Source organism: Bacillus sp. L381, assembly GCF_030284525.1.
In the GTDB taxonomy this organism is placed as follows: Bacteria; Bacillota; Bacilli; order Bacillales; family Bacillaceae; genus Bacillus; species Bacillus amyloliquefaciens.
Genome location: NZ_CP127224.1, coordinates 495,438 through 508,490, shown reverse-complemented (window position 1 = coordinate 508,490; position 13,053 = coordinate 495,438). Strand labels below are relative to the sequence as shown.

The window sequence follows — 13,053 nt, the reverse complement described above, 5'->3', positions numbered from 1 at the left end:
CTGTTTTATAAATTCTCTTTTTCCGGATGACGGCTACTTACTTGTATTTTCTTGCAGTAAAGGATTTCTTACTTCCATTATACTCTCATTTTCCAAAAACATACGGGGAACGCGGGAACTAATCGTACAAGGGATCTCGTAATTAATCGTCTCAAGCCGCCCGGCGATTTCGTCCATCGTAATCGTTTCTTCCTTCTGGCTGCCGATCAGGGTGACTTTGGTGCCCGGCGGATAAGATTGGTCCAGTTCGACCATCAATTGGTCCATGCAGATTCTTCCCGCAATGTTCATCCGCCTGCCGTCGATCAGCACAGCCGTACCGCTCAGCTTGCGGAGCCAGCCGTCTGCATAGCCGATGGGAACGGTTCCGATCCATTGATCCTTCTCTGCCGTATATGTTGCGCCGTAGCTGACGCTTTCCCCTTTGCGGATCTTTTTTACATGGGACAAAACAGAGTGCAGCGTAAAAGCCGGCTTTAATTGAAACGGAATTTCGTTTTGAATGTCGGCAGAAGGACGAAGCCCGTACATACCGATGCCGAAACGAACCGCGTTAAAGAAGCCTTTTTTAAGACGAAGGCCGGCAGCGCTGTTCGCGCAATGCACCATCAATTCCTTTAACGGAAGCGGAGCAATCAATCTTTTAAAGCGCTCAAATTGGAAGAGGAAATAATCCCTGTTTTTTTCATCCGCGGTAGCAAAATGGGTAAAAACGCCTTTACAGACTAAACCCGGGTTTTGGCTGAGGATTTTTAATACGCTTTGGATTTCTTCCTCCGTTTTGACCCCGAGTCTGTTCATGCCGGTATCGACTTTCAGGTGAAACGGCACTGTTTCACTTCCGAGGTGGCGCGCAGCTTCCTGAAGCCATTCAACAGAATATCCCGTCAGTGTTACGTCATATTCGGCAGCTGCTTGTACATATTCGGGCGGCACGGCGCCAAGCACGAGAATCGGCGCTGTGATGCCACGTTTTCTCAATGAGATCGCTTCATCCAGTATGGCAACGGCAAGACAAGAGGCACCCGCTTCAAGCGCGGCTTTCCCGACTTCCAAATCTCCGTGGCCGTACGCGTTCGCCTTTACAACCGCCATGAGATGGACGTTTTCGCCGATGTGTTTTTTCATATGTGTAATATTTTCTTTAATCGCAGACAGGTTGATTTCCGCCCACGTATCTCTGTAAAAGGATGCTGTGTTCACTCGATACACTTCCTAGCGTTATTTTCAATCCATATTGTTATTATCATACTAAAATTGTTCTGCAAAGTGAAATGGAATCAAAAAAAGAAAGAGACCGACAGCGGCGGCCTCTTTTTTGACGTTATTTTGATGACTGTCCCTGCATGCTTTTGGCGGCTGCCACCATTTCGTCTTTGGTAAGATCCTTCGATGACAGGAGATAATCGACTCCGTCATATGTCCATGTTAAAGACGTATCAGACAGCGCGGCGACCGTGAAGCCGAGATTAACCGGTTCGCCGTTCAGCGTGACGGCAGAGGCGGCTTTTGCGATTTGGGCTTTTTCCTGAATGAGCGTGAATGATTTTTCCCCGCCGTATGTCATGACGATCCGTTTGCCGTCCGCTGTTGAAATATCTTTTTCTTCAAGCTTTTTGACGCCGGCCGGCACTTGAAGCGGAGTTTTTACCGCAAATGAATCAGACGGCTTGGCGCTTGTGGCGACGTCCATCTGGGAAAGCGTCATATTTTTCTTCTCGTCAAAAGAATCTTTGTCAAACGGTTTGTTGAATTCAAAGCTTTTGAATTCGACTTTCACCATCACTTTCCGGTCTGTATCCATGACTTTGACGAGCGACGGGCTCATGTCCTTTTTGTTGAAAGTGATTTCTTGCGTCGGCAGCATTTTGTTGTGCTGATAGTTTGTTTTCGTTTCAAAAGTGTACTTTTTATCTTTGGCGGAATAGACGGCGTCTTTGTCACTTTGCACATCCTTTACAAGTGATTCGAACAAATATACCTGACTGCTGTTATTCGGCCAGTCGCTTTGAAATCTGAAGCTCTTATTTAAAGACGGCGTGAGGACAAATACTCCGTTGGCGTTCCGCAAAATGACTTGGTTTTGGTCTTTTTTCGGATTTTCCAGATAGACCCGGTACAGAGAAGGTTTTTTATGCCAGATTTCCACATTGTATACTTGCGGATCACTCCCCGTTTGAATGGTCATTTTGGCTTTCGCCTTGTACGAGGTGTATTCTTTCGCCTTCTTATCTAAACCGTTCACAATATCTTCCTGTGATTTTTGGCCGCAGGCCGAAAGAATAAGGACGGCAAGCAGTCCCGTTAAAAGCAAAACAAAGCTTTTTCTCACCTTTTTTCAACCCCTTCTTCTCAATTGATGTAAAGGGAAGAAATCGCTTGTTTGACTTTAACGGTACGCCCTGAACGGCCGGACGCGTACCATAAAAGCCTCAAACAACTTGTCTCCCTTAATGCACTATCAAATATATGAAGGGGTTTCGGCTAATATGCAGACTAGCGTGACAACCTTTCAATCACGACCTGCGCCGCAGCGTATTCTTTTGTATGGGTAATGGAGACGTGAAGTGCCGCGCCGTCCAGCTTGGCGCAGGTCAGCACAGGCTTTCCCGCCGGGTCCTTCCCGATTTCAATATCCTGAAAACTGAGCTCTTTGCCGATTCCTGTGCCGTATGCTTTCGAAAAGGCTTCTTTTGCCGCAAACCTTCCCGCGAGAAATTCAATTTTCCTTTTGTTTGACAGCTGTGTAAAACGGGCGTATTCAGCCTCCGTCAATATTCTTTGCGGAAACCTCGTCTGCCGGCTGAGCATGTTTTCAATTCTGTACAGTTCAACGATGTCGATTCCGATTCCGAAAATCATGTGAATTCCTCCTAAAAGTCCGTACTAAAAAACGGTTTATGTCATAAACGTGTTACTATATATGTAACAAATCAGATGCAAAGGGGCTTGCGATGTTTATACGAACGGAAAATTTCCAGACTTTTATCAGACGTTATCCGGCCGTCAGCTGTATTTTGGCGCTGCAGGCGTTCTTGTGGCTGTTTTTCAGCCTGCCGCTTCATTCCGTCATGATGTGGTCAGATGCAGTGACCGGCTATAATTACGGCGTTGCCGAAGGAGAATGGTGGCGGCTGGTGACACCGATGTTTTTACACGCGAATTTCACCCACCTTCTGTTTAACTCCATGTCTCTCTTTTTATTCGCGCCCCCGCTTGAGCAAATGCTCGGAAAAGTCCGCTTTCTGATTGTGTACATCGCATCAGGCATCATCGGCAATATCGGCACGTATCTTGTCGAACCGCTTGATTATGTGCATGTCGGCGCATCAGGCGCGATCTTCGGACTTTTCGGCGTGTATGTGTTTCTGACTGTTTTCCGCAAGGAACTGATCGGCCGGGACCAGTCGAAAATGATTATGACCCTGCTTGTCATTGCGGTACTGTCGACGTTTATCAATTCTAATATTAACATTATGGCGCATTTGTTCGGACTGGCAGGCGGATTTTTGCTTTCTTTTTTATGCGTGCAGCAAAAAAAGCGGCGGTATTAACCGTCCGCTTTTTCATATGAATACCAGCGCCTGATGCGTTCGGCATCTTCCTCGCTGACATCCCTCAGCATGACATGCTCCATGTGGTGAGCTGATTTCACCGCTGTAGCCACGGATGCGAGCCGTCTTCTTTTTTGCAGAAAGGACCGGCTGACTTCGAACATCTGCATTCTTCTTCTCAGCATAATCGTGGTCGTCTTCCCGATCAGCCTCGTGGTGATCTGCAGCCGGCCGCCGTTTAAGCACCATGACGCACTCCTAAACGAGGCATAGCCCAGCACCAGTTCGGCGGGAAGCACAAGCAGCGATGCATATCCCCACGGTTTAAACAGAATACAAAGCGGAATGATCACGAAAACCGAGAAGATAACGGAGCGGAATAAATATCGGCGCAGCGATCTCTTCGGCAAATGATGCCGATTTTCGTCCAGCACGTAATCCGGCGTAAAATCCTTGAGCATCACACCGAGCCTTGATTTGCTGATGATCGGAAACAGAATCGTCTGAGCGCCTTCTTTCTCATTCCCCGCACTGCCGGCGCTGACAATCGCAACCGTCGCGTAGCCGAATAACTGTCTGATGACATTTTCTTTAATTTTGATGGCTTGGATTTTACGGAGCGGGATCGTCACTTGATGCTTCTCAATAATTCCTCTGGTAATGACCAATTCATGTTCCTTTTTCTCTATTTTAAAGTTCGCATGCTTGATCATCATACCGGCGATGCTTAACAGCCAGGCGATGAACAAGCCCACGAAAATAATCACGGCGTAAATGCCGATGCTCGCATGCTTGAGAAAAGAAAACCTGTCATAGAGCCAGTCCATCGGAAATACTTCATCAATCTGAGAGATGAGGGCGAATACCGCTGAGATGATGACACCGATTCCTCCGGATGTTGAGGCGGCCATGAGCAGCTCACCTAAAGACAGGCGGTAGACGGATTGCACATCATCCTCACGCACGGGCTCCTGCTCCGCTGCAGTTTCCCGGTGCTCTTCTTGCTCGGCTTTTTGCTGAAAAACAGCCGCTCTGATCCGTTCCGCCTCGTCCACAGTAATCGCGGATAAGACGGCCTCGGCATTTTTCCCGTCGCCGGCCGTTTCGATTTGCAGCTTCACAAGCTTAAAAAGCTGCTGAACGACGCCGGCACTCGTATTCATTGATTGAATCCGGTCAATGGAGATGTATCTTTTTTTCGTAAAAAATAAGCCTTCTTCAATCCTGAATTCTCCGTCTTCAATCCGATACGTGAACTTTCTCCACTCGATCACACTTGCTGTAATCAGCCAGATCAGCAGAACGGCGAGCGCAATGCCGCCATAAAAGCGGATGAAATGGTTGGAATTGACGATATAGACGAGAAAAAAAGGAAGAATAATGTTTTTAATGGTTTCGATAATAATATGGAATAAGTTCAAAATCACGGCCGCCGGGTGCAGACGTTTCGGTTCAGACATCATCTTCCGTCACCCTTGCCAGACGGGAAATGGAATCCCTCAGCCGGTCAGCTTCCTCCATATCAAGCGCCGGAATGGAATGAACGGTTGCCGCCGTGGAGATTTTGACTGAGGCCAGCCGGTATTTTCTGAGGAGCGGGCCTTGTGAAGTGTCTACGTGCTGCACCCTCACCATCGGCACAATGACCCGTTTGACAATAAAAATGCCGGATTGAATATCTATTTCATTTTCATGGACTTCATAACGCCATATCCTGTGCCTGATTTTCGGTATGGCATAGATGGATATCACTGAACCGATAATCCAAATGATGCCGAGGACTCCTGTGATCCAATACGGCCAATGGAAGAAATGGCTTAAAACAGCTGCTGCTATGACGGCTAGAAGACAAACGGCGGACAAGATGACTTCCTGAAGACGCCAGACTCTTAAGCCGCTTGGACTGATTCGATTTTTTGGCTGTGCTCTCAATATACCTACCTCCCATTTTTTATCATACATACAAATACGGCTGATTTGCAAAAAAGATTCACTTTCCGGCATATCGAAAAAAAGCGGACCCCGTAGAAGGGTCCGCTTTCTGTGTCTTAGTATGATTTTTTCTGGCGTCGGTCACCTGAAGAACGGCGGTCGTTTGAACGTTTTTTATCGTAGGAAGAACGGTTGTTGCTTTTCCCTTTGCCGCCGCGGTAGCCGCCGCCTTGGCCGTCTCTGCGCTTAGAAGTACGCTGGTTTTTATAGCGTTTGCTGATCATCGGCGCTTCATCAGTGAGGCGTACAGGCGTGCTGTCCGGCTCTTTAGTCGCCATTTTAATGGCTGCAGCCACAACTGTCACTGCATCATGATCTTCTAACAGTTCCGCAGCTGCCGTCATGTAGAAGTTCAGGTTGTTTTCGCTGATCGTCGTGCGCAGACGGTCAACCGTCACCTGCTGCTGTCCTTCTAATGCTTCGTCAAGCGTCGGCTCTTTCATGCGGTCCATTTTGCGTTTTGTCGTCTGTTCAATTGCGCGAAGCATGCTTTTCTCACGCGGTGTGATAAACGTCATCGCCATACCCGTTTTTCCTGCGCGGCCCGTTCTTCCGATACGGTGAACGTAGCTTTCAGGATCTTGAGGCACGTCAAAGTTGTAAACGTGGGTAACGCCTGAAATATCAAGTCCGCGGGCAGCAACGTCAGTCGCTACAAGCACTTCGATCGCACCTTCTTTAAACTTGCGGAGCGCTACCATACGCTTCGCCTGCGTTAAGTCGCCGTGAATTCCTTCAGCCGCATATCCGCGAAGGTTCAGAGCTTCCGCTAATTCGTCAACACGGCGTTTTGTACGGCCGAATACGATCGCAAGTTCCGGAGACTGAATGTCAAGAAGACGAGTCAGCGTGTCGAATTTTTTGCGTTCTTGCACTTCCAAGTAGAACTGCTGAATGTTGGACACAGTCATTTCTTTCGCTTTTACTTTTACGTGCTCCGGCTCAGTCATGAAACGCTCTGCGATCCGTTTGATCGGCGCAGGCATTGTTGCTGAGAATAAGAGCGTTTGGTGCTCGCTCGGCACGTTAGAGAGAATAGATTCGATATCATCAATGAATCCCATGTTCAGCATTTCATCGGCCTCATCCATGACAACCGTATTCACGTTGTTTAAACGGATCGTGCGGCGGTTGATATGGTCAAGAAGACGTCCCGGCGTACCTACGATAATATGCGGGTTTTTCTTCAATGCGCGGATTTGACGTCCGATATCCTGACCGCCGTAAATAGGCAGCACTTTCGCACGCTTATCTTGTCCGATTTTATATAACTCTTCAGATACTTGAATGGCTAATTCACGGGTTGGCGCGATTACGATTGCTTGAATATTAGGAGACTCGGGGTTCATTTTTTCAACAAGGGGTATACCGAACGCAGCTGTTTTACCTGTACCTGTTTGCGCTTGTCCGATGACATCTTTATTTAAAAGTCCGAGCGGAATCGTTTGTGCCTGAATCGGTGTTGCTTCTTCAAATCCCATACGATTGATTGCTTTCATGAGATCAGAACTTAATTGGAAATCTTGAAACGTTATAGTCAAATTATTCAAACTCCTTCTGATTGCTGTTTCAGTAATGTCGTGATTTACCACTAAAAACTGTCCTTCCATGTAAAGGACAGGATCATACGTATACAAAGCCCGAATTACTTTACGTTTAATCTTACCATTACACTATGTGTTTTTCAATAAGGCGAGATGGTCAGGCGGCCGGAAGCGGCCTGACCGGATTCTTCCCGCATTGACGCCGGACCCCGCGCCGGGCGGGATTTTCCAGCCGTCGGTAATTCTTTTTCATACGGACAGAATTATTTCACCCTGAATTAGTTTCTTCATTTTTGCTGATTTTTATGATGCTGATCAGTATTTCTTCAGTTCTTCTCTAATAAATCTTTAACGGTTTCTTCAAGCTTCATACCTCTTGATGCTTTAAACAGAAGGAGATCGCCGGAAGCGGCATTTTCCCGGATGGCGTGCAGCAGTTCTTTTTTATCAAGATAATGGCTGACGCGGTCCTCTTCAAAATGTTTGCGTGCTCCGTCAGCAATGAATGCACCGAGAGTGCCGTAAGTAAACACATGGTCGATTTCCGCCGGATTGATCGCGGCCCCGCATTCTTCGTGGAACGCTTTTTCTTCATCACCGAGTTCAAGCATATCACCGAGAACAAGCATTTTCTTTCGATAGCCTTTCATCGTTTCGATTAATTCGATCGCCGCTTTCATTGACGTCGGGCTCGCATTATAGGCGTCGTTTACGATTGAGATGCCGTTTTCCGTTTTGACCAGTTCCAATCTCATTCCCGTCACCTTCAGGCGGCTCAGTCCCAGAGCTGCATTTTCCGGCGTAATGCCGAAATAGATGCCGGCGGCGTATGCGCCCATGGCGTTCATCACATTATGCCGGCCGAGAACGGGAATAAAGAAAGACCGATCAATACCGTCGATACTGAAATATGTGCCTTCTTCCGCCTGCTTTATTTCTTTCAAGCGGAGGTCATTGTCCGCACCTTCGCCGTATGTCGTTGTCCGGCAAGTGTACGCCTTTTCGCGCAGCAGCGGCTCATCCCCGAAATAAAACAGCACGCCGTCTTCCCGAAGTCCGTTTATAATTTCAAGTTTTGCCTCTGCAATTCCTTCTCTTGAGCCTAAATCCTGCATGTGGGATTCGCCGATATTGGTAATGACGGCCGCTTCCGGTTCAGCAAGGCGGCTCAGAAAATCAATTTCGCCTCTCGCGCTCATTCCCATTTCTAAAACGGCAATTTCCGTATCCTCAGGCATGGCAAGCACGGTCAGCGGCAGGCCGATATGGTTATTAAAATTGCCGGCGGTTTTGTGAACGCGGTATTGAGTGCCGAGGACGGCGTGAAGCATGTCTTTTGTTGTCGTTTTTCCGTTGCTTCCGGTCACCCCGATGACCCGTGTGCCGAGCTCTTCTAAATAAGCTTTTGCCAATTTTTGCAGCGCCTCCAGCGTGTCATCGACAAGGATGACAGCACGATCTTTCGGCGGATTTGGTTCGGAGCGGTCCCACAATACGGCGGAAACGCCTTTTTCGAAGGCTTGCGGCACAAAGGTGTGGCCGTTAAAATGCTCGCCTTTTAAAGGGATGAACAGCTGATTTTTTTCCAAAGTCCGCGTATCGGTTGCGGCGCCCTCAATCATTGTTTGTTCAAATACAGGATTTGTCAGTGTGCCTTTGACCATGTCTGCGATTCGTTTTACAGTTCGCTTTATCAAAGGTGGCACCTCGCTTTCTGAAAATGTTGTCTGTTACGGGAAAAGACACTGCCCCCTTACAGGCAGTGTCCGTCTTCATTAAAATGTATGTTTAATCAGCTGTTTCTCGGCATGGCGCTCTTTTGCCAGCTCAACCAGCTGTTCAATCAGATCACTGTAATCTACGCCTGCTTCTTTCCATAGCAGCGGGAACATGCTGAATGGCGTAAAGCCCGGCATTGTGTTCACTTCGTTAATGAGCACTTGACCGTCATTGGTCAGGAAGAAATCGGCGCGGACAAGGCCTGAGCCGTCAATCGCTTTGAAAGCTTTAATCGCCATCTCGCTGATTTCCGCGTATTGTTCATCCGTCACTTGCGCGGGAATCATTAAATCCGTGTCGCCGTCTTCGTATTTCGCTTTGTAGTCGTAAAAATCGGTTTTTGGCGCGATTTCACCGACGGCGGAGCATTTCGGTTCGTCATTTCCGAGCACGCCGATTTCAATTTCTCTGCCGGCGATTCCTTCTTCCACAACAATTTTCCGGTCATACTCAAAAGCCAGTTCAAAGGCTTTTTCAAGCTCTTCACGGTTTCGGCATTTGCTGATTCCGACACTTGAACCGAGGTTCGCCGGTTTGACAAAGCACGGATACCCCAGTTCCTCTTCAACCTGCTGTAAGCAGCTGTCCGGAGTCTGTTTCCAATCTTTTTTTAAGAAAGCGGCGTACTTCGCCTGCGGAAGCCCCGCTTGAGCGAACAAATGCTTCATGATGACTTTATCCATGCCCGCTGATGATGCAAGCACTCCGTTGCCGACATAAGGAACGTTCAGCAATTCAAGAAGCCCCTGGATCGTGCCGTCCTCACCGTTCGGTCCGTGGAGAAGCGGGAAAACGACGTCAATCGGCGCCTTTTCATCAGCCGACGCTTCAGGAAACATTTCCCGGTTCAATGCGGAAAGAGCGAAACTTTCACCATTTTGTTCCAGCTGCAGCATTTTCACGTTGGAAACCGGTTCAGTCAGAAGCGGACCTCTTTGCCATTCTCCTTTTTCCGTGATGTAAATCGGATGTATATCAAACTTATCAGTATTAAGCGCTTTTGTTACAGCCAGTGCTGTCTGAAGCGATACATTGTGTTCAGCTGACTTTCCGCCGTACACCAATCCTAGACTTGTTTTCAATGGATATTCCCCCCACAACAATTCATCTTTACTATCTTATCATTTTCCTCAGAAAATGATCTAATTATTTTTGGGCATTCTGAATATGAAAGCATTTGTATGTAATTCCTTTTTATTTTATATTAAAATGGCATGGAAAAGGAGATGTGTCATATGAAAAAAATCAGTACAACAGAACAATTTAATGAACTTATTCAATCCGACAAGGAAATCATCGTGAAGTTTTTCGCTGACTGGTGCCCTGACTGCACGCGCATGAATATGTTCATCGGCGATATTTTGGAAGAATATAATCAAAATGATTGGTATGAGCTGAACAGAGATGAGCTCCCTGAGCTTGCCGATAAATATCAGGTGATGGGCATTCCGAGCCTTCTGATCTTTAAAAACGGAGAAAAGAAAGCGCATCTTCACAGCGCAAACGCTAAAACTCCCGAAGAAGTCACTGAGTTTTTATCACAGCATATTTAATTCGTTCCCCGATCTTTGTTTATGACTTCAGGCTCTACATGGACATGGACATGAGTAACATCATGTTCATGTTTTATTGCATATTCGACCTCATCGGCTACTTCATGGCCTTCCTTCACAGACAGTCCCGGATCTACCGTAATGACCATTTCCACATGAACCGTGCTCCCCAAATACCTTGCTTTCACATCCTTCAGCCTGCTGACTTCTTTTATTTCTTTCACCGTATGTTTGTACGGCTCCAAATCTTTCAGGTCAAACCCGTCCGTCAATGAGTGGGTAGCATCTTTGAAGATGTCCCATGCCGTCTTGCAGATGATGATCCCGATCAGAAAAGCAATGACCGGATCAATCCACGGCAGATGAAACCGGGCCGTTATGACTCCTATGAACGCCCCAATACTGACATAAGCGTCAGAACGGCTGTCTTTCGCCGCCGCATGAAGTGCCGAACTTTTGATCCGATCCGCCAGACGGCTGTTGTATACATACATGCCGTACATCACAATCGCGCTTCCGAGCGCCGTCCAAGCCGCAATGAAGCTCGGCTCGGCCTCCGTACCGCTCACAACCGCCTTCGCTCCTCCGATCAGCACTTCAATGCCGACCGCCATCATAATAAAAGACGCAATTAATGAAGAAATTGTTTCAGCCCGATAATGTCCATAGGCATGATCACTGTCCGCGGGGCGCTGGGAAATCCGGAGACCGATCAGCACAGCCAGTGATGCGACAATATCCGTGGCATTATTTAACCCGTCCGCTCTGAGCGCTTCGGAATGATAAACAAGACCGATCACCAGTTTAACGGCGGCAAGGATGAGGTACGCAGCGATATTGAGAAGCGCGCCTTTTTCGCCCCGTTTTAAGTTTGCCGTTTGATCGTTCATGTAAGACGCCTCCATTCTCATTCATAGTATGGATGGAAAAGCAGAAAAATAGCAGTTTTGATCTGCCGGAAATGCATAAATTCGACAGCATTATTCCCCGGGAAACTTTTTGTCGAAAAATTGGCTGTATTTTTCCTTTACATATGAATATTCACATTGTATACTTTCATTGAATGATAATGATTATCAATATCATTTAATGGGAGGGTAATCATGAGATCTTCTCCTCAACTCAGATCATCCGTTGAAGGACGAAAAAAACATCTGATCCACTTGCTGATCAATAACGGTATATACAAAAAGTCGGAACGGCATTTATACGAATTATCGCTTGGAGAGTTAGAAAGCGAATATCAAATATGTAAGGAAGGTGCGGACTCATGCCGAAACGTAAAATAAAAACTTACGAACAGCTGATAAAAGAAAACAAGGCCGCCATCATGAATAATCAAAAGCTGATGAATGTGATCTATGACAGAATTGACCGTAAGCATCAAAAACGGCTTCAGCACAACAGCCATACATAAAAAGAGCCTTTTTCAGGCTCTTTTTTTATTGTTCAAATGCTTCCGCCGCTAATTTACCGATGACCGCATCGTCCATCGGCGGGTTGTGAAGTCCCGCCCGGGCATCCCGGTAATACCGCTGAAGCGGATTGTTTCGTTCCAGGCTTTTCGCACCGGTGATTCTCATCGCTTTATCAACAATAGAAAGGGCGGCATTTGTCACAATGTGTTTTGCCGCGCCGAGCTCGCTTTTTATAAACGGACGGCGTTTTGGGTCATCATACATTTGCGCCGCCGTGAAGAGAAACTGTCTCGCTTTTAACAATTCCAGCTCCATCTCCCCCACTCGCTGCTGAACGGCCGGCACGTCTTTAATCGGACCGTTCAGGCTGTTCGGCGAATATTCGGATGCAAACCGGACGGCATAGTCCCTTGCCGCTTGAGCGATGCCCAAATAAGCAGCGGGAATGTGGAGCAGCCAGCCGTTCACTTTTGCCCCTCTCGGCCCGCTGAAAAGCTCCACAAGCCGCTCGTCACTGACCGTGACATGATCTAAAAGAAGATCATGGCTTCCGGTCGCCTTCATGGCGATCATATCCCATGTTTCTTCGACCGAAACGCCAGCCTGGTCTTTATGGATGAGAAAAACGCCGGTCGTTTGCTTTTCTTCAATCCATGCCGTCACCAGCATATAATCCAAAGTCAGTGAAAGGGTTGTAAAGGTTTTTCGGCCGTTCAGCACCCATTGACCGTCTTTTTTGACCGCGGAAGTGCCGGGTCTTCCCCCTCTCGTCGGGCTGCCGGTCTGCTTTTCCGTCGCTGCCCTGTTCAAGACGGCTCCCTTTTTTACTTCTTCTGCGATAAATGAAAAGACATCTTCATTCCAGCTGTTTTCTTCTCCGAGCTCTCCCATGACGGATAAATGCCAGCCGATTCCGAGAGCTACGGCGGCGTCGCCCCTCGCCAGCCGCTCCTGAAACAGCACCATATCGTAAACCGAGATGCCTGCTCCGCCGAAAGCCTCAGGTACCGTTAGCGCCGTATATCCCGCGTCCCGCAATCTTTGAATTTTCTCTGCGGGAAAACGGCCCTCTTCATCTTCAAGCGCGGCTGTTTTTTGAAATTCATCTGCGAGAAGGCCGATTTTTTCCACCCATTCTCTCTGCCGTTCATTCTGTATCCATAAAGACACTGGAATCCCCCCATTATAATTCCGATAAAGTTAATAAGTATTA

General features: G+C 47.5%; 13 protein-coding genes and 1 pseudogene. 4 read left to right on the top strand and 10 right to left on the bottom strand.

The annotated features are described in order from the left end of the window. Positions 1-33: 33 nt before the first annotated feature. From alr to acpS, 3 genes are all read right to left on the bottom strand, one after another. Positions 34-1,203: an alanine racemase gene (gene alr / locus QRX25_RS02425; RefSeq protein WP_115998346.1), complete on the bottom strand. Its 1,170-nt coding sequence runs from the start codon at positions 1,201-1,203 to the stop codon at positions 34-36. A 121-nt stretch (positions 1,204-1,324) separates the two neighbouring features. Beyond that, positions 1,325-2,332: a LolA family protein gene (locus QRX25_RS02420; RefSeq protein ID WP_065980767.1), complete on the bottom strand. Its 1,008-nt coding sequence runs from the start codon at positions 2,330-2,332 to the stop codon at positions 1,325-1,327. 164 nt (positions 2,333-2,496) lie between these two features. Next, the gene (acpS, locus tag QRX25_RS02415) at positions 2,497-2,862 is read right to left on the bottom strand and encodes a holo-ACP synthase (protein WP_115998347.1); all 366 of its coding nucleotides are present in this window, start codon (positions 2,860-2,862) and stop codon (positions 2,497-2,499) included. Between the two features lie 92 nt (positions 2,863-2,954). Here acpS and QRX25_RS02410 point away from each other — a divergent pair, with 92 nt between their 5' ends. After that, complete coding sequence (locus QRX25_RS02410) at positions 2,955-3,554, top strand: rhomboid family intramembrane serine protease (protein WP_013351092.1); 600 nt, start codon at positions 2,955-2,957, stop codon at positions 3,552-3,554. On the opposite strand, the gene QRX25_RS02405 is transcribed toward QRX25_RS02410, so the two are convergent. The 5 genes from QRX25_RS02405 to QRX25_RS02385 form a co-directional block, all read right to left on the bottom strand. Continuing rightward, on the bottom strand, positions 3,551-5,017 hold the full coding sequence (locus QRX25_RS02405) for a PH domain-containing protein (protein ID WP_115998348.1): 1,467 nt from the start codon (positions 5,015-5,017) through the stop codon (positions 3,551-3,553). The genes QRX25_RS02410 and QRX25_RS02405 overlap by 4 nt on opposite strands. Then, positions 5,007-5,486, bottom strand: coding sequence for a PH domain-containing protein (locus QRX25_RS02400; RefSeq protein WP_065980765.1), 480 nt, complete (start codon positions 5,484-5,486; stop codon positions 5,007-5,009). The genes QRX25_RS02405 and QRX25_RS02400 overlap by 11 nt, the downstream gene beginning before the upstream one ends. A 116-nt stretch (positions 5,487-5,602) precedes the next feature. Then, the gene (gene cshA, locus QRX25_RS02395; RefSeq protein ID WP_065980764.1) at positions 5,603-7,087 is read right to left on the bottom strand and encodes a degradosome RNA helicase CshA; all 1,485 of its coding nucleotides are present in this window, start codon (positions 7,085-7,087) and stop codon (positions 5,603-5,605) included. A gap of 329 nt (positions 7,088-7,416) precedes the next feature. Further along, the gene (locus QRX25_RS02390; RefSeq protein WP_115998350.1) at positions 7,417-8,787 is read right to left on the bottom strand and encodes a UDP-N-acetylmuramoyl-tripeptide--D-alanyl-D-alanine ligase; all 1,371 of its coding nucleotides are present in this window, start codon (positions 8,785-8,787) and stop codon (positions 7,417-7,419) included. 78 nt (positions 8,788-8,865) lie between these two features. Further along, the gene (locus QRX25_RS02385; protein ID WP_013351087.1) at positions 8,866-9,951 is read right to left on the bottom strand and encodes a D-alanine--D-alanine ligase; all 1,086 of its coding nucleotides are present in this window, start codon (positions 9,949-9,951) and stop codon (positions 8,866-8,868) included. A gap of 153 nt (positions 9,952-10,104) precedes the next feature. On the opposite strand from QRX25_RS02385, the gene QRX25_RS02380 reads away from it, so the two are divergent. Continuing rightward, the gene (locus tag QRX25_RS02380; RefSeq protein WP_003156200.1) at positions 10,105-10,422 is read left to right on the top strand and encodes a thioredoxin family protein; all 318 of its coding nucleotides are present in this window, start codon (positions 10,105-10,107) and stop codon (positions 10,420-10,422) included. Here the strand turns inward: QRX25_RS02380 and QRX25_RS02375 are convergent. Continuing rightward, the gene (locus QRX25_RS02375) at positions 10,419-11,312 is read right to left on the bottom strand and encodes a cation diffusion facilitator family transporter (RefSeq protein ID WP_115998351.1); all 894 of its coding nucleotides are present in this window, start codon (positions 11,310-11,312) and stop codon (positions 10,419-10,421) included. The two genes, QRX25_RS02380 and QRX25_RS02375, sit on opposite strands and share 4 nt — an antisense overlap. Before the next feature lie 213 nt (positions 11,313-11,525). Here QRX25_RS02375 and QRX25_RS02370 point away from each other — a divergent pair. Together QRX25_RS02370 and fbpB are read left to right on the top strand one after the other, a co-directional pair. Beyond that, positions 11,526-11,706, top strand: a pseudogene (locus tag QRX25_RS02370) (Fur-regulated basic protein FbpA). Continuing rightward, complete coding sequence (fbpB, locus tag QRX25_RS02365) at positions 11,693-11,839, top strand: Fur-regulated basic protein FbpB (protein WP_013351084.1); 147 nt, start codon at positions 11,693-11,695, stop codon at positions 11,837-11,839. The pseudogene QRX25_RS02370 and the gene fbpB overlap by 14 nt, the downstream one beginning before the upstream one ends. 25 nt (positions 11,840-11,864) lie before the next feature. Here the strand turns inward: fbpB and QRX25_RS02360 are convergent, their stop codons facing one another. Then, complete coding sequence (locus tag QRX25_RS02360; protein WP_115998352.1) at positions 11,865-13,010, bottom strand: acyl-CoA dehydrogenase family protein; 1,146 nt, start codon at positions 13,008-13,010, stop codon at positions 11,865-11,867. Positions 13,011-13,053: the final 43 nt, after the last annotated feature.

Excerpts from the sequence above, each read along its gene's own strand:
- acpS (WP_115998347.1), bottom strand. The coding sequence starts at position 2,862 with ATGATTTTCGGAATCGGAATCGACATCGTTGAACTGTACAGAATTGAA.
- QRX25_RS02410 (WP_013351092.1), top strand. The coding sequence starts at position 2,955 with ATGTTTATACGAACGGAAAATTTCCAGACTTTTATCAGACGTTATCCG.
- QRX25_RS02405 (WP_115998348.1), bottom strand. The coding sequence starts at position 5,017 with ATGATGTCTGAACCGAAACGTCTGCACCCGGCGGCCGTGATTTTGAAC.
- QRX25_RS02380 (WP_003156200.1), top strand. The coding sequence starts at position 10,105 with ATGAAAAAAATCAGTACAACAGAACAATTTAATGAACTTATTCAATCC.
- QRX25_RS02375 (WP_115998351.1), bottom strand. The coding sequence starts at position 11,312 with ATGAACGATCAAACGGCAAACTTAAAACGGGGCGAAAAAGGCGCGCTT.
- fbpB (WP_013351084.1), top strand. The coding sequence starts at position 11,693 with ATGCCGAAACGTAAAATAAAAACTTACGAACAGCTGATAAAAGAAAAC.